The organism is bacterium, from assembly GCA_040755795.1.
Lineage (GTDB): Bacteria > UBA9089 > CG2-30-40-21 > CG2-30-40-21 > SBAY01 > JBFLXS01.
Genome location: JBFLXS010000037.1, coordinates 1 through 18,672 on the forward strand (window position 1 = coordinate 1; position 18,672 = coordinate 18,672).

18 protein-coding genes are annotated in these 18,672 nt (G+C 36.4%); 3 read left to right on the forward strand and 15 right to left on the reverse strand.

Features of this window, described 5'->3' with window-relative positions; translation table 11 throughout:
* From AB1414_04395 to AB1414_04465, 15 genes are all read right to left on the reverse strand, one after another.
* The coding region (locus AB1414_04395) for a GxxExxY protein (protein MEW6606684.1) at positions 1–133 on the reverse strand (133 nt) is incomplete at its 3' end.
* A gap of 1 nt (position 134) precedes the next feature.
* Positions 135–791: a PIG-L family deacetylase gene (locus AB1414_04400; GenBank protein ID MEW6606685.1), complete on the reverse strand. Its 657-nt coding sequence runs from the start codon at positions 789–791 to the stop codon at positions 135–137.
* Between the two features lie 19 nt (positions 792–810).
* Positions 811–1,608, reverse strand: coding sequence for a sugar transferase (locus AB1414_04405; GenBank protein ID MEW6606686.1), 798 nt, complete (start codon positions 1,606–1,608; stop codon positions 811–813).
* Positions 1,605–2,306, reverse strand: a complete 702-nt coding sequence (locus tag AB1414_04410) for a WbqC family protein (GenBank protein ID MEW6606687.1) — start codon at positions 2,304–2,306, stop codon at positions 1,605–1,607. Before AB1414_04410 ends, AB1414_04405 begins: the two co-directional genes overlap by 4 nt.
* 235 nt (positions 2,307–2,541) lie before the next feature.
* Positions 2,542–4,008 (reverse strand): PQQ-binding-like beta-propeller repeat protein, encoded by a 1,467-nt coding sequence (locus tag AB1414_04415; protein ID MEW6606688.1) that lies wholly within the window; start codon positions 4,006–4,008, stop codon positions 2,542–2,544.
* Between the two features lies 1 nt (position 4,009).
* Complete coding sequence (locus tag AB1414_04420) at positions 4,010–4,846, reverse strand: PHP domain-containing protein (protein ID MEW6606689.1); 837 nt, start codon at positions 4,844–4,846, stop codon at positions 4,010–4,012.
* On the reverse strand, positions 4,846–5,148 hold the full coding sequence (locus AB1414_04425) for a YtxH domain-containing protein (GenBank protein ID MEW6606690.1): 303 nt from the start codon (positions 5,146–5,148) through the stop codon (positions 4,846–4,848). The genes AB1414_04420 and AB1414_04425 overlap by 1 nt, the downstream gene beginning before the upstream one ends.
* A 380-nt stretch (positions 5,149–5,528) precedes the next feature.
* Complete coding sequence (locus AB1414_04430; protein ID MEW6606691.1) at positions 5,529–6,518, reverse strand: Rpn family recombination-promoting nuclease/putative transposase; 990 nt, start codon at positions 6,516–6,518, stop codon at positions 5,529–5,531.
* A 265-nt stretch (positions 6,519–6,783) separates the two neighbouring features.
* Entirely contained in the window at positions 6,784–7,143 is a 360-nt protein-coding gene (locus AB1414_04435; protein MEW6606692.1) for a DUF948 domain-containing protein, read from the reverse strand.
* Positions 7,144–7,258: 115 nt separating this feature from the next.
* Positions 7,259–7,819, reverse strand: a complete 561-nt coding sequence (locus AB1414_04440) for a 2-oxoacid:acceptor oxidoreductase family protein (GenBank protein ID MEW6606693.1) — start codon at positions 7,817–7,819, stop codon at positions 7,259–7,261.
* 30 nt (positions 7,820–7,849) lie between these two features.
* Entirely contained in the window at positions 7,850–8,611 is a 762-nt protein-coding gene (locus AB1414_04445; protein ID MEW6606694.1) for a thiamine pyrophosphate-dependent enzyme, read from the reverse strand.
* Positions 8,612–9,265: 654 nt separating this feature from the next.
* A complete protein-coding gene (hslV, locus tag AB1414_04450; protein ID MEW6606695.1) occupies positions 9,266–9,793 on the reverse strand; it encodes an ATP-dependent protease subunit HslV in 528 nt (175 codons plus the stop codon).
* On the reverse strand, positions 9,769–10,332 hold the full coding sequence (cobU, locus tag AB1414_04455; GenBank protein MEW6606696.1) for a bifunctional adenosylcobinamide kinase/adenosylcobinamide-phosphate guanylyltransferase: 564 nt from the start codon (positions 10,330–10,332) through the stop codon (positions 9,769–9,771). Before cobU ends, hslV begins: the two co-directional genes overlap by 25 nt.
* Positions 10,333–10,964: 632 nt before the next feature.
* On the reverse strand, positions 10,965–12,608 hold the full coding sequence (gene nadA, locus AB1414_04460) for a quinolinate synthase NadA (GenBank protein ID MEW6606697.1): 1,644 nt from the start codon (positions 12,606–12,608) through the stop codon (positions 10,965–10,967).
* Between the two features lie 13 nt (positions 12,609–12,621).
* Positions 12,622–13,404: a sulfide-dependent adenosine diphosphate thiazole synthase gene (locus AB1414_04465; GenBank protein ID MEW6606698.1), complete on the reverse strand. Its 783-nt coding sequence runs from the start codon at positions 13,402–13,404 to the stop codon at positions 12,622–12,624.
* A gap of 1,097 nt (positions 13,405–14,501) precedes the next feature.
* Between AB1414_04465 and AB1414_04470 the strand changes: the two genes are divergently transcribed.
* Genes AB1414_04470 through AB1414_04480 form a run of 3 tightly spaced genes read left to right on the forward strand, consistent with a single transcriptional unit; the run spans position 14,502 to position 18,341 of the window.
* On the forward strand, positions 14,502–16,337 hold the full coding sequence (locus AB1414_04470) for a glycosyltransferase family 39 protein (GenBank protein ID MEW6606699.1): 1,836 nt from the start codon (positions 14,502–14,504) through the stop codon (positions 16,335–16,337).
* 2 nt (positions 16,338–16,339) lie between these two features.
* Entirely contained in the window at positions 16,340–17,335 is a 996-nt protein-coding gene (gene amrS / locus AB1414_04475) for an AmmeMemoRadiSam system radical SAM enzyme (protein ID MEW6606700.1), read from the forward strand.
* Positions 17,319–18,341, forward strand: coding sequence for an FAD:protein FMN transferase (locus tag AB1414_04480; protein ID MEW6606701.1), 1,023 nt, complete (start codon positions 17,319–17,321; stop codon positions 18,339–18,341). The genes amrS and AB1414_04480 overlap by 17 nt, the downstream gene beginning before the upstream one ends.
* The last annotated feature ends 331 nt before the right edge of the window (positions 18,342–18,672 follow it).

An 18,672-nucleotide genomic window follows, 5' to 3' on the forward strand; every position in this document is an offset into this window, starting at 1 on the left:
GTAGTTGCTCGACTGCTTTTAATTCTACGATAACTTTTTCTTCAACTAAAAGATCTATCCGGTATCCACAATCTAATTTAAATCCTTTTTTCTCTGTTCCTCTGCGTCTCTGCGGTGAATAGTTACTAGAAATTTTATAATTCTAATTTAAATCGCATTATTTCAAAGCATTCTGCAAATTCGCATTTGGTTTGTCCGTCATACATTTCAAATCCGCGTAGTTTTGCTCTGGCTTCAACTGCCCCTAACCAGAATTCGCCGCCATATTTTTTAAATTGGGATTCATGAGCCTTAAGTGCCTCCATTTTAATCCTGTTAAACTTACTAATATCTACATACACCTGGGCTCTAAATCCCTGGTATGACCTACCTGAAGGCATCATCGGTTCATACATTAATATGGTATTAAAATATCTTGCCGCAGAGATTGAAGATAAAGCGGAGGTGCGATGAGCCTGATGTGTATCATGGGGCCAATGAGTGAATATTATATCCGGGTTAAATTCATTAAAGATTTTATTTAATGCCTCAACACTCTCAGAATCATACGGTATATCTTTTGTTGGAAAGTCTAATGTTATTAATTTACTTCCCAATATCTCTGCGGCTTTTTTACCCTCTGCTTCTGCTTCTTCTTTTGTTCGTAAAGTCTTACCTGTATAATCAGTATAGTCAGATTGACTCATCACTACCATCAATACTTCATGTCCATTATTTACTGCTTTAGCAATAGTCCCTCCGCAACTTATTTCAATATCATCAGAATGTGCACCAATAGCGACGATTTTCAAGATTCTTTATCCTTTCTTTTTATAAAAAATATGGTATCCCTTCCTTCTTTATTTTGGAGATATGACTCGTCCCTTTTTCCTCCCAGATGTATTTTTTTATCTCTTCGTTTTTATGTCCATTGCCGTTTCCATTTCCATTTCCATTTTTTAAGAGTATTGAGAAGTAATATTCACGAAGAAGTAGTTTCCATATCATAATAACAGTAAGTTTTACATCATACCAGAAAGAGCATTTTTCAATATATTCCCGATCTAATCTCATTCTTTCTCTTTGTCCTTCTTCCCCATTAAGGTCAATTCCTCCATTCCCATTTCCGTTATCATCAGAAGTTCCATAGATAACCTCTGTTAAGCAAAATAATCCTGGTTTTACCGTTATTCTATCCTTTAAAATATCCATATATCTGGGATAAAATATAGGTCGCTCTGACCTTGGACCAACAACACTCATTTCTCCTCGCAAGACATTAAATAATTGAGGTAATTCATCTAAGGCTGTTTTCCGCAGTATTCTTCCTAAAAAGGTAATTCTTTTATCATTTTTCTCGGTTAGTGTGGGTTCAATAATTACTTCTCCTTTCGAATTTTTTTTAACCTCTGCTCCATTTTTCATCGTCCGGAATTTAGGTAAGGCAAAAAATTCCCCTCCTTTACCTACCCTTACCTGCTTAAATATAACCGGCTCATTCCATGCAGACAGTTTAATAGCCAGTGCAATTATAGCCATTAACGGAGCAAAAAAGATTAATGCTATGGTTGTCAGGATAATATCACAAATTCTTTTTCCTTTTTTTCGGTAGAAGGTATTGGCGTTCATTTCTTTATTTCTTCCCCTCTTATTATTGATAGGCTCTTCTTTCCTTCATTGAAGACAAGGTCTATGACCGACATCTCTGGTATAAAAGGTTTAAATACCTGATTATACGCTGGATGAGTAAATTCTTGAAACACAACTTCAATATTTTCTTTCTTAAAAATTTCTGTGTCTAAGTAATCCTTCCCAAATTTGCCAGAAAGGTATGTTGTTGCCCCCACTTTTTTACAAATATCCAGTAACAAATCACTTCTTGTTCCCTTTACATCTAAAGAAGAACCAATTCTAATTTCTGTTTTAATCCCTAATATCTCTTTAATCGCATAAATAATATTTATATTAAAATCGGCTAATTTAGTCCATTTTTTTAGATAAAATTTTTCAAATATGTCTTTATATTCTTTAAAACAAGGTGCTTTCGTATAATTTTGTTCAATTGTCTTCCAATGTTTTTTTTGCCAGGTAACATCAGTTAGATTGTTAATCTCAACTTCATTAATTAATTGTGTTGCTTTATCCTTTGTAATAATTGGGACTGTTAACCATGTCCACTCATTAGCGGTTCGTATTCTATTACGATTCTGGAAGTAATTTTTTCTAAATTGGGTATTATCTAAGAGAACAAATAAATCACTTTTCTCTACTTTATCCCAAAATCCAAGCCATGGTAAATGTTCTGGTTGATGAATTCCTACTATCATTATTTGTAAATGGACACAAAAAAACCACCATTCTCCTTTTCAAAGACATCCTTGCTTGAAGTAGATACTTTTTATCTTCTCCTTTAACTCAACTTCTTCATTGGTGGTTTAAATTTTATATATATTAAAGAGGATTTTTCATCCTCATCTTTCTCTTATTATAAGATACCACATTTTTTAAATTTTGTCAAGAGTTATTTTTAAAAAATTTTAATTTTTTTCAAAAAATTACCATTTATCTTGCATCATACCAACCGATATTTGCATAGGGTGATTCTTTAACTTCATAAATAGGTATTAGTTTTTCAAGCCCTTTAATCTCCTTAAGCCCCATACTTTCAATTTCAACTAACATTTTTTCCTCAATTAAAAGGACGATGTCTTTTGTAATTAATACCTGTCCTTTATCAGAGTAAGGGAGCATTCTGCAAGCAATAAGAAAAGGTTTAACTAATTGGTTTTCTTTTTCTATCTTTAATTTACCATAAGTTATGCCAATGCGGACACAAATTTCCTCATCAGGTGATTTATTTTGATTGTATTTAACAAATTCCGCCTGGATTTTGCGACCACATTCAACTGCTTTAATCGGGTCTGTAAATATAATCAGATATGCCTCACAAACCTTTTTTATCAGAAGTCCTCCATCTTTAATAAGAGCAGAGAGAATATTTTCGTAGTCTTGTAATTTTCTCTTTCTTATCTCATTTTCTTCTTCAATAAAAGGGGTGTAGTTTTGAATATCTGTTGTCATAACTGCTATTTCTTTGGGATATTGTTGAAGGATTTGTTGTTGATTTTTAACCAGGTCTTTTATCAAATATTCAATACTACTTTCAGGTTCTCTTATCGTTTCAACCTGATATTTAAACACATATACATTTTTATCACTTGAGCCAGCCGCCAAATATCCTTTAGGAGTAAAAAATAGGCTAATAATTCCAAAGTTAGTCTCATGTAAATAAGATAATTTACCACTTCTATTTAAGAGATGGAGATTTTGCCAGGGAGAGGCAACGATAATACACTGCCCATCAGATGTAATAGACAAACCACTTATTTCATTGGGAAAATGATATTCCCATTTCAGACGACATTTACGGTCATAGCAATATACATATTGATTATTACAGGCAACAACAATTTCGTCTCCATCTTCAGAAATAGCGACTTTAACACCGCAGGCCTTTAATCTTGTTCGCCAGATAAGTGTTCCTTCTTTAGTTAAAAAATAAAGGTTGCGGTCATCCGCAGTCGCAATTATAGCATTATCCTGGGAGGCGATGGCGATTGAGTTAACATAATCCATCGTTGTCCATCTCCACAGGAGTTTCCCGTAGCGAGTAAAAAAATATATATTACAATCATTCCCACCACAGGCAATATATTTCAAATCAGCAGAGATAACAATAGTATTTGTACTTACATATTCTTCCCAGATTAAATGACTATTTTTATCTAATAGATATAAGGTGCTATCTTCTGCTCCTGCAAGTATATATCTTCCATCTTGAGAAATTGTAAGACATCGTATTGAGGCTTTTGTTTTATATCTCCATCTTAGTTGTCCCTGGCTAAGGAAATATAAATTGGTATCTTGAGAAGAGCCCGCTAAGACAAATTCACCGTCATTACTTATAGCAACACTATCTACTTTATAACCTATTTCCTTTTTCCATAACTTATGAACAATCTCCTCCACTTTATCTCCTCCCAACCATTCCTTTCATACATTTTACCACATTTTCATCCACAGTAACCATTCCAATTGAAATAGATTCTTTAAAGAGTCCATGGCAATCAGACCCACCCGTCATAACTAAATTATATTTTTGTGCCATTTTCTGGCAAAATTGTTGTCCTTTAATATTTTGTTGTGGATGAAATACTTCTATTCCTTTCAATCCACATTTTACCAATTCTAAGATTAGATTTTCATTACATTTAGAGAAATAAGGATGGGCTAAGACAGGTATCCCTCCTGTCTTTAAAATCATTTCAATAGCTTGTTTTGGGGTAAGGCTAAATTTTGGGACATAAGCTTTTGCCCCATAGTTTAGATATTTTTCAAAGGCATCTTTAATAGAATCTACCATTTTCCTTTGATGTAATACGGTGGCGATATGCAGTCGACTTATTGCCTCATTTCCTACATTTTTTTTTGCTACCTGAATTACCTGTTCATAGTCAATATTCACATTTAATTCTTTAAGTTTTGAAATAATCAAATGAGCCCGTTTTTCTCTTGTCTGGCGAAAGATTTTTAGTTCATCATTAAACCATTTATTTTTCCAGTCAATAAAATATCCCAGGATGTGAAGTTCTCCCTTTTCTCTTTCCGCACTTAATTCTACACCAGGGATAACTTCAATATCATAAGGTTTGGCATATTTTAATACCTCATCTATTCCCTCCACACTATCATGGTCAGTAATGCCAATTATCTTCAGACCTATTCCCTTTGCATATTCCACAATCTCTTCTGGTGACAGACTGCTATCAGAAAAATGGGTATGAATATGGAGATCTGCTTGAGCCATTACGCCTTAATCTTTTCTTCTAATTCTTCTTTTTTATGAAGAGCCGCTTCTTTAATAGTATTAGCGGTTGCTCTGAGGTGTTCTTTCGCCTCTTCCAAAGCCTTTTTAGATTGTTCTATTATCTCTTCTGCATGACCTTTTACTTCTCCCATTTTTTCTTTGGCAATATCCCCTGCCTTTTTTAATCTCTCTCGTGCCTCTTCCCCAGTAATAGGGGCAATAAGTAACCCAACACCCAATCCAACTAAACCACCCAGTAAAAACGCAACTATACTTGAACCAGAATTATTCTCTCGTTCCATTTTTTGTTACCTCCTTTTGTTTGGTAAATGTGCCTTTCACGAAATTCATAACTCCTTGATTTAAATAAACTTACAAGCACGCCTCTTTTCTTATCGCCCTCCTGTTACATAACTCCTTAATTTTAAAAGACTTACACATCTCAATGGACTGCTTTTTCTCAAATTTTGCCCATTTTAAATAAGGGTGGAGGGCAATTTTTCAAACCTTTGAATTTCGTGAAAGCTCTCTCTACAAACAGAACGCCTCTCCGAGGCTAAATTTTGTTATATTCCATTTATTTTACTTTATTTAATTTCGTGGAGCCCTAATCAAGTAACCATAAATAGTAACCGTTCACAGGTGTCCATACTCAGGTAATCATCACAAATCGTGGGACACCTTAATGTCTTTCACTATAATTAATACCTTTAATTTCCTCTATTGTTAATCCTGTTACCTGGGATATTTTTTCAACTTTCTCCCCTGATTTCAAAAGACTTTTCGCTACTTCTATTTTGCCTTGTTGTAACCCTTGTTGTAGCCCTTCTTGTAACCCTTGTTGTATTCCTTGTTTTAACCCTCGTTTTATTCCTTGTTGTATTCCTTGTTTTACTCCTCGTTTTATTCCTTGTTGTATTCCTTGTTGTATTCCTTGTTCTATTCCTTGTTTTAACCCTTGTTTTAAGGCAAACTCTATCGCACCTCTTTGCATTCGGATAAAATCATGCCGCTTATATTGAATTTCTAACTCCTTTTCACTCATCCCCGCAGTATTGGCTATTTCAAATGCCTCCTTTATTTCTATCTCTTTAACTAATGTCTCTGGTGTATATTCAAGTCTGCCTGCATTCTTTATAAAATATATCCATTTATCTTTGATTGAATCCAGTTCATTCTCATTCTTCTTGAATTTGGGCAATTCGATAAAAACAAGTTCGATTTCATCATTGTATTTAATTAAAGTCTCCTTTTCAATGAGATTGAAATAGGTGATAACCTTATCTACATCCTCGAACATAATAAAGTCCGTAATGGTTAAAGCAATAATAGGTTCAAGACTGGTAAATGTCTCTGTCTCTTTTAGCTGAGCTGAATATGTCTTAGCCGCATTATATAAAATCCTTTTCTCAAACCCTTCTACATTCAAAACCTGCATCTCGATGATGACATTCTTCTGGTTTGAGAGTTTGGCTTTAACATCGACATAGGTATCCTTCATCCCCTTGATTAACGGTATTTGGTATGGGTCAACGATTACTAAATCAACGATTTTTTCAGTTTCTTTAAAATCAATCACCGAGTTAAGAAAACTGATAAGGATATCCTTACTCCCTTGTGAGCCAAAAACCTTTTTGAAGGCATAATCTGTTTTAACATCTAAAAAACGCATCCAAATATTCCTTTATGCGGCAAAAACTCAAATTCTCACCACAAAGATACGAAAAAAAACTTTGAATTTCGTAAAACCTCTCTCTACCAACAGAACATCTCTACGAGGTTAATCTCTTTATTTAATTTCATAAAGCCATATTTGGTAAATGGTAACTGGTGAATGGTAATTAATTACCAATTAACCGATTACTTACTTTTAATTTCGTGAAGCCCTATCTAATAATTGGTAACTGGTTAAATGGTAATTGATTAACCAGCGTTTTTTAACTTTTTTTCTTTCCCAGAAGAAATCGTAAGCCACCACCTATTCCAGTAGCAACACTTAACATTTTAATTAATGGTGTTGTAATCCCATTGCTAATAATATCTGTAACTCCTTTTACTTTACTCACAACAGCATCAATTTTTTCTACATCTTCTTTAAAGCGATTTGCTAAAGATTCTACGGTTTTATTTATTTCAACAAGACTTTTTTTTGCCTCTTCTGAGAGGCTATAAATTGACTTATAGGCTCCTTCTATTTCTTTGGCAGTCCTTTTCATCTGGATGATGGTTGGAATAAGGACAGATATAAGCCATACGACTGCAATAGTTATGCACACAACACATACTTGAATAACCATTTTTTCCCTCCTGCCTCAAATTTTAACATTAAACTTAAAAAAAGTCAAGAGATTAATTTTACTAATTGCTCTGGTGTCAGTTTTCAACCAGAAGTTAGTGAAGAATAACTTCTAACTACTGATACCTGATGAGTGAACACTTACCCATTACTCCACTACTCCAAATCCTTTCTCCTTCCTCGAGTGCCTTTTTATTAAGAGCGGTATCTTTTTTAAAATACTCAAGTGCACAGAACAGGCTTTTTAAAGATACGATTTTTGTTTTAGTTACATAGGCACCTAAAATAACCATATTTGCCACGCGGACATCGCCAAGATTATTTGCAATTTGGGTTGCTGGAAGGTCTATAATCTTTATGTCTTCGCGAGTTGGTTTATCATTAATTAATGAAGAATTAATCAGCACTAACCCGTTGGTTCTAATCAGGGATTCATATTTAATTAAAGAACCTGCATCCATTGCAATTAGTGTTGTTAGTTCGGTAGCAATAGGCGAGGTAATTTCTTGTGATGAAATAATTAAAGAATACGCCGAGTGCCCGCCACGAACTTCAGCACTATAACTTGGCAGGCCTGTTACTTTTTTGCCTTCAGACATAGCCGCCTGAGCCAATAAATTACCCGCAAGAACAATTCCTTGTCCACCAAATCCTGAAATAATTAACTCCTCGTACATTTTCCCCCTCTTTTCTGTCAACGCTCTCGGCTAAAGCCGGCTAGAAGTCTCTCTGTCTAATCTGTTTATAAATTCTCCTAACTTAAACACCGGTATCATCTTCTTTTCTATCCATTTTAAAGCCTCTTTTGGAGATAATCTCCAGATAGAAGGACAGGGCGAGAGAATTTCTACCAGACCAAATCCCAAATCATCCAATTGCACTTGAAAAGCCTTTTTTATCGCGGTTTTAGCCTTTAAGATATGTGCAGGGGTATTTAGAGCCACCCGCGATAAATAAGCAATTCCATCTAAAGAAGACAGTAATTCGCACATCTTAATTGGGTAGCCTGCCTCTTTAGGCGACCGACCATAAGGAGATGTAGCCGTTTTTTGGTCTAAAAGTGTGGTGGGTGCCATCTGCCCACCAGTCATTCCATAAACTGCATTATTAATAAAGATAACCGTAATCCGTTCCCCCCTGGCGGCAGAATGAATAGTTTCAGCCATACCAATTGCGGCTAAATCACCATCTCCTTGATAAGTGAAAACCGTTTTTTTAGCATTTACTCGTTTGATTCCTGTGGCAACAGCAGGTGGTCTGCCATGGGCAACTTCAGCCATATCCAGATTAAAGAATTCATGAGCAAATACGGCACAGCCAACCGGCGCAATACCAATTACCTCCTCACGAATATTAAGTTCATCAATGACTTCTGCCACTAATCGGTGGGCAATCCCATGTCCACAACCTGGACAGTAACGCATTGGAACATTTCTTAGACTCTCGGGTCTTTTAAATACGAGATTCACCTGTAACCTCCATTAGTAACCGATCAGGTGGTAATTTACCGCAGAGACGCAGAGGAACAGAGAAAACATAGAAATAAATTAGATAATTGAACTTTTGCGTTTTTTTAGGTGTAAGACAGGGGAAATGGAGAAAATTGGGGAAAGGGGAAAAAGAATTTCATGTATAACTAACTATATTTCTTATACTTAGAGAAAAATACTTCTTTTTCCTTTTCTCCCCTTTCCCGTTTCCCCTTATTTACACAAGAGATTGAAATACAAAGTGTTAGCAAAAAACGCAAAAGTTTAGTTAGATAACATAAAAGATTATTGTAAGCGTTCAGGTGTCAGCCCTCAGCCATCAGCTTTTAAGAGGGTTACGGTAGATAGTCCAGAAGAATAACCGTAAGCATTCAGTTAACAGGTGTCAGGTATCAGTGTTCAATGCTCAACTTTTAAGAGAATTAGGGACATCGTAACCGTTCAGGGTGTAACGAAGGGGAAATGGAGAAATCAGGGAAAAGGGAAAAAGTATTCTTATTTTAGTAAGAAAATCATATTATTTAGAATGTCATTGACAACTGATGAAACCTTCTGCTACCTAATTCCCCTACTCCTCTCCTTTCTCCCCATTTCCCCTTTTCTCCTTATGGACACCTGAACGCTTACCTTTTTTCATAGTTCCTCGACTATTATCTGCTCATTGGTATAGACGCAGATTTGAGCAGTGATTTTCATTGCCTCTTCCACAATCTCTCTTGTGGTTAAATTGGTATATTTAATCAATGCCCTGGTTGCGGCTAAGGCATACGGTCCTCCAGAACCAATGGCAACAATGCCATCATCAGGTTCAATTACTTCGCCGTTACCAGAGATAATCAAAGAATGGTCTTTATCTACAACCGCTAATAATGCCTCTAATCGGCGTAAGAATTTATCAGTGCGCCATTCTTTGGCTAATTCGACAGCCGCTCTTGGTAAATTTCCACGATATTCATCGAGTTTTCCTTCAAACTTCTCAAATAGGGTGAATGCATCAGCCGCTGCTCCGGCAAAACCAGCCAAAACTTTATCTTTATACATCCTCCTTATCTTTTTTGCGTTTTGCTTCATTATGGTATTATTAAAAGTTACCTGCCCATCCCCGGCAATGGCAACCTTACCATTATGTCTGACGGCTAATATTGTTGTTGCATGAAACATTGTTTCCCTCCTGATGAATGCTTACTTTTAATCTTCATCGCTATCCCTGCCACCAAAAGATAAACATCTTGAGCGTCTCTTGCAATGATTTGATTTGCCTTGCCTAATAAATCCGTAAATTGTCTGGCTAATTTATTTGTTGGCACAAGACAGGAGCCAACTTCATTAGAGACAATAATCACCCATCCATTTTTTTTCTTATCTATTGCCTCAACTAACGATGAGACCTTTTTTAAAATTTTATCCTCGGATAATTCATCTAAAAGTAGATTTGAAATAAGCATATTCAGGCAATCAATTAAAATTACCTCTGCCGTTGTTTTTTCTAAGGCGGGGACAATCTCTTTTGGCTCTTCTATTGTTTGCCAATGTTTGGGTCTTAGCTGTTGATGTTCTTGAATCCTTGCCTTCATTTCCTCGTCTGAAGGTATCCCTGTAGCGATAACCATTACCTTTTTACTTAATCGGTCAGCTAACTGACAGGCAAATTGGCTTTTCCCTGAACGAATACCCCCAAGCACTAACATTAGTGAGCTCATTTCTTTACTTACAATTTTACTAAAATTATTTAAAGATGTCAAGAAAAATTTATGAAATGTAACCGTTCACCGCAGAGACACAGAGACGCAGAGAAGAAAATTAAAATTTATGGACGATAGGCTTAACATCCCTGATTTTCATCAGTGCAAGCTCTTAAGTCCAACAACATTAAACTTGCCCTGATGAAAATCAGGGATGGATTAACAAATCTGGCTTGCCGGCTGAACATTCGGCAAGCAGGTCCTATGTATTTCAATGGCTACACCAATAATCTTTTCTGTTACTCGATATTCAAGTTTTTTTAAGATTAAGTGGTTTATCCTTTTTTAAACGCAAAGAACGCAAAGAAATCAACCGCAAAGCACGCAGAGATTATAGGTTGTTCACCACCCTTTTAATTCCTTCCTTGAGTCTTAATACATTGAAATTTATAAGCAATTAACAATATTTGAAAGTTCGTTTTCGTTTATAGACCTCTTTTTCTTTCTTTGCGTCCTTTGCGAAACCTTCCTTTGCGCTCTTTGCGGTTAAATCTTTATACCTTTAAAAAACTTGAACATCGAGTGTTATCTGATTTATTTCCATATCTTCTCTGTTCCTCTGCGTCTCTGCGGTAAATTACCACCTACCATTAAGAAATCGCCAGCATTCTATCTATGGCCAGTTTTGCCTTTTGGGCAATGTCGTGGGGGACTTCTATTTTTGGCTCTTCGTCCTCAAGTGCAAAAAGGATTTTTTCGAGGGTAGTGAGTTTCATATTTGGACATACGGCGCGGGTAGAGGCAGGATAAAATTGTTTTTGCGGATTTTCTTTTTTTAGACGATGAATAATTCCAACCTCTGTGCCAATGATAAATTCCGTAGCCTCAGATTCTTTGATATAGCGACACATACCATTTGTGCTTAGAGCGGCATCAGATACCGCAATTACCCCTTGAGAACACTCTGGATGAACGATAATCTTAGCCTGTGGATGTTCTTTTTTAATCTGGTGAATTCCTTCTGGAGTTATAGTCTGGTGAGTTGGGCAATAGCCTGGCATCAAAATCATCTCCCGACCGGTTTGACGGATAATATAATCACCCAAATATTTGTCCGGGGTAAATATTATCTTCTGGTTAGGAGAGAGAGAATTAATTACCTTAACGCCGTTGGCTGAAGTACAGCAATAATCGGATTCTGCTTTAACTTCAACATGGGTATTAACATAGGAGACAACAAGGGCATCAGGATGTTCAGCCTTAGTTTGTCTTAAATCTTCTACACTGACCATATCTGCCATTGGACAGCCAGCGTTTATGTCAGGCATTAGAACTGTTTTATCTGGAGAGAGGATTTTGGCAGTTTCTGCCATAAAATGCACGCCGCAAAAGACAATTATCTTCGCATCAGTCTGAGCGGCTTTACGGGATAAATCAAGAGAATCACCTACAAAATCCGCAATATCCTGCACCTCGCCTCGCTGATAGTTATGTGCCAGAATAATCGCATGTTTGGTTTCCTTAATTTCTTTTATTCTCTCGACTAAATTACTTATTATCCTTCTTTGATGGGTATAGACATTCATCGAACCCGCCTTTACCTGACCAATTATGGTCATTCCGGCTGTATCTGCCAGTTGTATGGCTGATGTCGTGGGACAGGAACGGGCGACAAGAATTGGTATGCCCAGACGGGCAGACTTGAGCACCATTTCAGAAGATATTCGACCCGTAGAGAGTAAAATTTTATTGGCAACTTCTATCCCCTGAAGCAATGTCGCTCCTACAACCTTATCAATGGCATTATGCCGACCAATGTCCTCTTTGAAGATTAATATTCCCTTTTTGCTATCAGCCAGAGCCGCAGAATGCACACCGTATCTGGTAGAATAAGTGAGGAATTCTTTCATTAACCGACTAATCAACCAGGAGGAAAATTTTGCCTTCACCGTTATTTTTGTTTCGTTTGATAGAGGACGAAATATAACTCCTCTGCCACAGCCTGAGGTAATGATTGCAGGGCTATCTTGAAGAGATTCTCTGGACACTCTAACTTCGATTATTACCTTTTCTTCAGATACTTCAAGATTCACAATATCATCTGCATTTTTTATTAATCCTTCTGTCAGTAGAAAACCTATTGCCAATTCCTTTGTATCGGTAGGCGTAGATAGAAGTGTAACAAAATCTTTGCCATTCAATTTTATCTGGACAGGTTTTTCTTCTGGTACTGCATCTGTTGTTTTTTCAACTTTTTGTGAACTACCAATCTTCAGGATATTAACATTTTTCATATAGTTAAGTATATCATTTAGTTGGATTTTTGTCAACCAGCAATTCAGCCGCTTTTTTGCCTGAGAGGAGCATACCGCCAAATATTGGTCCCATTCGTGGTCCACCAAACACGGCATTAGCGGCCATTCCAGCCACATAAACACAGGGATAGATTTCCTTTGTATTCTCAACGATGGTGCGTTCACCAACCTCTGCCCACATTGGTTTTTCACCCATAAGGTCACCTGTTGCGGTGAGAAGTTTTTTGCCAATTTTCCTTACAATTATATGAGCTACCTCAGCATCATGACCGGTCGCATCAATAACATATCTTGAGCGAATGGTCAAGGGGTCAACATGCAATTTGGCAATATCAACCGCACTCCAGTTAAGAACAAGTCCTGTAACCTTTTCTTCACGAATCATTACATCTTCTGCAGAGATAAGATTAAATATCTTTACCCCTGCTCGAATTGTCTCCAGGCAAAGGGCAGACATAGTTTCTAATGAATCCGTGACAAAATAGCCATCTTGATATTTTTCATATCGTATTTTAAAGTCATCGAGGATGGGAAGGGATGCTTCTTGAAAAACACACTTATTAAACATCATCCCACCACCCCACATACCACCACCAATGGAAAGTTTGCGTTCAAAGATTACTACTTTATGACCTTTTTTTGCCAGATAGTAGGCGGCTGTAAGACCAGCTGGTCCGCCACCAACAATAGCCACATCGCTCTCTAAAAAGTTGACTAAATCTTCGCTCCATTTTTCAATAATCGCCTTTGAGATTACAATATCATCTAATTGCATTTTTTTTGCCTCCTTTTTCGTAACTATTTACTCAAGTGAAGTGTCACCAGGGGAAAAAGGGAAAATGATGAAAAATGGGAAAGGGAGAAATATTCGACCTGTGCAGTTAGCAATAATCTGACAACTAACTTTTGCACGAAAATATCTATAACTTTCTCAATAAACATATCGCTCCTACGGAGCTAATTTGATGTTGAGACGATAAATCTATAAACATCTCGCCCTTACAGGGCTGAATATATTTTTAAGTAACCGTTCAGCCACAGAGGCACAGAGTTCACAGAGAATTAAAGCAATTAGCCACAAATGGACACAAATTAACCTCTGACATCCCATATGTAGTGCGAACCTTTAGGTTCACCTTCCTGCTTGCCAGAAGCGAGGCTAAAGCCTCGCACTACAAATCTTTTTGTGCATTCGTGGTTATATATTCCCTCTGTGTTCTCTGTGACTCTGTGGCTATATCCTGAACGGTTACCTTTTTCCCAGTTTTTCCATTCTCCCATATTTACACTTTCAGATGGTTAAAGTGTTACCCTTTTTCTTTAAAAAATCCTTTGATAGATTATAAGATATATGAGTAATTTTGTCAACAATCATTTTAAAAAATTTCGGTAACTATTCACCACGAAGGACATGGAGAGCACGAAGTGAAATTTGATGAATTATCGAATTCATGAAGCTGTAATTCAGACAGTAGACTATAGACATCAGACATCAGACTAAAGCGGGCAGAAATTGCAGAAGAATGAAGGCTTAAAAGAAGTGTAAGTGTAAGTGGATGTGTTTTTCACTTTCACTTCCACTTACACTATGAGAGTCTATTGTCTTGTGTCTGATGTCCAGTGTCTGAATCACAGTAAAGAGATTTGGTAATTGGTCAGTTATTTGGGGGAATGAACATTAACCTGCGGAGGACAAAGTAATGAAAATAGTAGGCAAGTAGGTAGTAGGTAAGTAGGAAAGGGATTAAAGGATGTGCACGGTATTCCTCTTCTGGGGGCAATGTCTCCCCCTTTCCTACTTTCCTACTCTCCTACTTTTTTATTGACATAACTATTCAGAAATGCTATAATGTTAATAAAGAAGCGAATATTATGAAAAAAAAGTCTAAGAAGAAAAAAGAACATCCGGCTAAAAATTACCGCAAGCCCCTTTCCATCTCGAAGGATAAAATTATTCTTATCTGTCTCCTTGTGACGGCTATTATTTTAAGATTAATTTATCTTTTTCAGGTAAAGAGTAATGACCCAAATTTTTTACATTTTGAAGGCACAGATGCAGGTTCGTATGACGGATTAGCCAGACTGCTATTAAATGGTGAATTACCTAAATCCCCTTATTCATTTAACCCTTTATATTATTATTTCTTAGCCCTGGTATATTTGATTGTTGGCACTGAGCCTTTTAGAGCAGTAATATTCCAGATATTTGTTGGTTGCGGGAGTTATTTCCTGGTGTATTTACTTGGGACACGCATCTTTAATCAAACGGTTGGATTAATTGCCCTTTTGCTATGTGCATTTTATGGTATCTTTATGGTCTATGAAACCACTATCCTGACACCGGTATTAGATACATTTACCCTGCTTTTGAGTTTATTTCTCCTTTTAAAGAGTGTGGAAAAGAATTCGATAAAATGGTATCTGATAACAGGAATCGTGATAGGCCTTTCTGCTTTATCAAGGGCAACGACACTTCTCGTCTTACCTTTTTTATTGTTATGGGTATTGGTTGTTTTTGGCTTAAAAAAGAGATTTTTAATCGTCTCTTTCTTTATTCTCTTAGGAACCGCACTTGCCATTTCGCCGGTGACTATCCGTAATTATATTTATAGTGGCAAATTTATCCTTTTAACTCAGTCAGGCCCTATAACCTTCTGGGCTGGGAATAATGAGGATTCAGAAGGGATATATTACATTCCGCCGTATGCGGATAATCTAAAGGGTAAAGATGATGAGGGATTCTGGATGCGGGATGCGGTCAGGTTTATAAAAGAAAAACCCCATAAATACCTCTGGCTTTTATTTAAAAAATGGACAATATTCTGGAGTGGATATGAGATTCCTGATAATGATATTGTTTATTCACGATTTGAAAAATCTGCCCCGCTATTAAAATTGATGGGACAATTCGGACTTATTGCCTCACTGGGAATAATGGGAATTTGTCTGTCTCTACGGCGGTTAAATAAAAATATCTTGCTTTTATTTTTAGTAATGATTGGATATATGAGTGCTATTTTGTTATTTTTTGTTATGGCAAGGTTTCGTGTGCCATTCGTTCCTTATTTGATTATTTTTTCTGGTTATACCCTTTATTTTTGGTATCATTATATTCAGCAGAAAAAATATAAACCAGTAATTATCTCTTTTATCATCTTTTGTCTCATTTACTCGCTGGTTAATTTTAATACCTTTTTAGGTTGGACATATCCGCTAACTCATCCAGATGGATTTTGTATTGAGAAGCGATATGGATATCTAATTCGTGATAACAGCGGCGATTGGCATGGAGATAAAACAGGAATACTCGATTCTCCAAATAAGACTATTAAAAAGGAACTTGTGGTTAATTGCGATTTATCTAAGGTTAAAACTGCTGGATTAGGAATTTATTACTCGGCAAATGATAAAGGAGAGTTGCTAATAAATGTCAATGGCTATGACCTACCCAAAATTAGTTGTGCATATATTACCTATGGTAATTTTACAAGAACGGCAAGTATTGACATAAAACCTTCCCTTTTAAAAAATGGCAAAAATACAATTATCTTTAAGGTAACTGAATTAGCCAATGTTCAAATATTGATTGATAATTATTATAATTTTGGTCGAAGTTATTTTTCAAACAACGGAGTTAACTTTGAGAAGATAAAAGGTGAGTATCTGGTTCAGTTAGAATTAAAAGAAAAACTTCCTGGTGAAATGTAATTATGAAACAAGCTTTATACTACGAAAAATTAGAGAATAACAAGGTTAAATGCCTTTTATGTCCCAAAATGTGCATTATGGGACAAGGCAAGGCAGGTTTTTGTCGGGTCAGGATAAATCTTGAGGGCACGCTTTATTCTAAAATCTACGAAGAATGCTCTGCAATTTCAATGGACCCGATTGAAAAAAAACCACTCTACCATTTTTATCCAGGTAGTGAAATCCTTTCATTAGGCACAGTTGGATGTAATTTTGCCTGTGATTTTTGCCAGAATTGGCATATCTCACAAAACATAGATGCAAAAACTCAAAAACTTAACCCTCACCAGGCAGTTATCCTGGCAAAAGAAGAAAAGTCCATCGGCATTTCCTATACCTATACTGAACCATTCATCTGGTTCGAATATGTCTTAGAAACAGCTAAATTAGCTAAAGAACAGGGATTAACCAATGTTCTGGTTACTAATGGCTCTGTTAATCCTGAACCGTTGTTAGAATTATTACCTTATATTGATGCCCTTAATATTGATATAAAATCTTTTGAACCAAAGTTTTATACGAAATATTCCAAAGGAGAACTATCCCCTGTTCTAAATACCGCTAAATTATCGAGAGAAAAAGGTAAATTGGTCGAAGTTACCAACCTGATTATTCCTACTTTAAATGATAACGAAGAAATATTACAGGAATTAGTGAACTGGATAGCGAATGAATTAGGGGATGATACGCCGACTCATTTTTCAAAATATTACCCACAATATAAAATGACTCTTCCGCCTACACCAGTATCAACCCTGAAAAAGGCTTACGAGATTGCTATTTTAAAATTAAAGTATGTCTATCTTGGAAATATCTGGGATATAGATACAAACACTACCTTTTGTCCTAATTGTAAGAAAAAACTGATTATTCGAGAGGGATATTCATTGACCGAGTATAAGATAAAAAATGGTAAATGTGAATATTGTCAGGAGGTAATTTATGGCGTGGGATTGTAAAAAAATTTTTGGATTTTGGCTGTTGAATATTGGATTTATTTTACTTCTTACTTTCACTTCAGGTTGTGGGAAAAAAAAGCAACTCTTCTCTAAGACTCAAATGGTAATGGGCACAATCGCTGAAATTAAGGTAATAGATGATGACCCGCTCCGTGCAGAAGAAACGATTAAAAGATGTTTTGAACGAATTAAAGAGATTGAAGATAAAATGTCAAGTCACAATCCTGAGAGTGAGTTATCCCTTCTTAACCGTAATAAAAAGATGAAGGTTAGTAAAGACCTTTTTTATGTTCTGGAAAAGTCCGTAGCCTATTCTAACTTAAGCACTGGTGCGTTTGATGTAACGATTGGACCGGTTACAGAATTATGGGGATTTAGAGAAGATAAAGGGATAATTCCGACACGAGATAAAATTGCCCAAAAGGCAATATTGGTTGATTATCGGCAGGTGAAATTAAACCCGCGAAATCGGGAGGTTGTTTTAGGACTTGAAGGGATGAAAATAGATTTAGACGGTGTAGCCAAAGGCTATGCTGTAGAAGAAGCAATTGACATTATTGAATCGGCTGGAATTAAAGATGCCTTAGTGGATATTGGGAGAAACATTAAGGCTATTGGTAAAAATCCTTATGGGAAACTCTGGCAGATTGGAATTCAACATCCACGCAAAGCAAATGAAATTTTAGGTGTTTTTCCTCTAAAAAATATGGCCGTGGCGACATCAGGTGATTACGAACACTTCTTTATCGACAAGGGTAGAAGATACCATCATATCATTGACCCCAAAAGCGGCTATCCAGTAAATCTATGCATAAGTGTGACGATAATCACGCCGTCGGCAATGATTGCGGATATTCTCTCTACCGCAGTATTTGTCTTAGGCGAGAAAGCAGGAATGGAATTGATTGAAAAATTAGACACAGTGGAAGGCATTATTGTCTCAGATTCTGGAATAACGGTTTCGCCAGGGATTAAAAATAAAATAAAATTAAGTAAATTTCCTTAATTCAGCCACAGAGGGACAGAGTTCACCGCGAATTAGAGAAATTAGCCACAAATGGACACGAATTAACCTGTGCCATTCGATAAATGTAGTGCGAACCTTTAGGTTCGCTTTCCTGCTTGCCAGAAGCGAGGCTAAAGCCTCGCACTACAAATCTTTCCCACCTGTGCGATTAGACTAATTCATCGCAGAGACGCAAAGGAAAAATGTAAGAGTTCAGGTAGGATAAAAATAAGGAGAAAGGGAGAAGATGGAGAAGTGGAGAAAAGAAGAGTTAAGTGATAGGATTATTAATGCCTGTATTAATATCCATCAAAAGTTAGTGTCGTGTTGA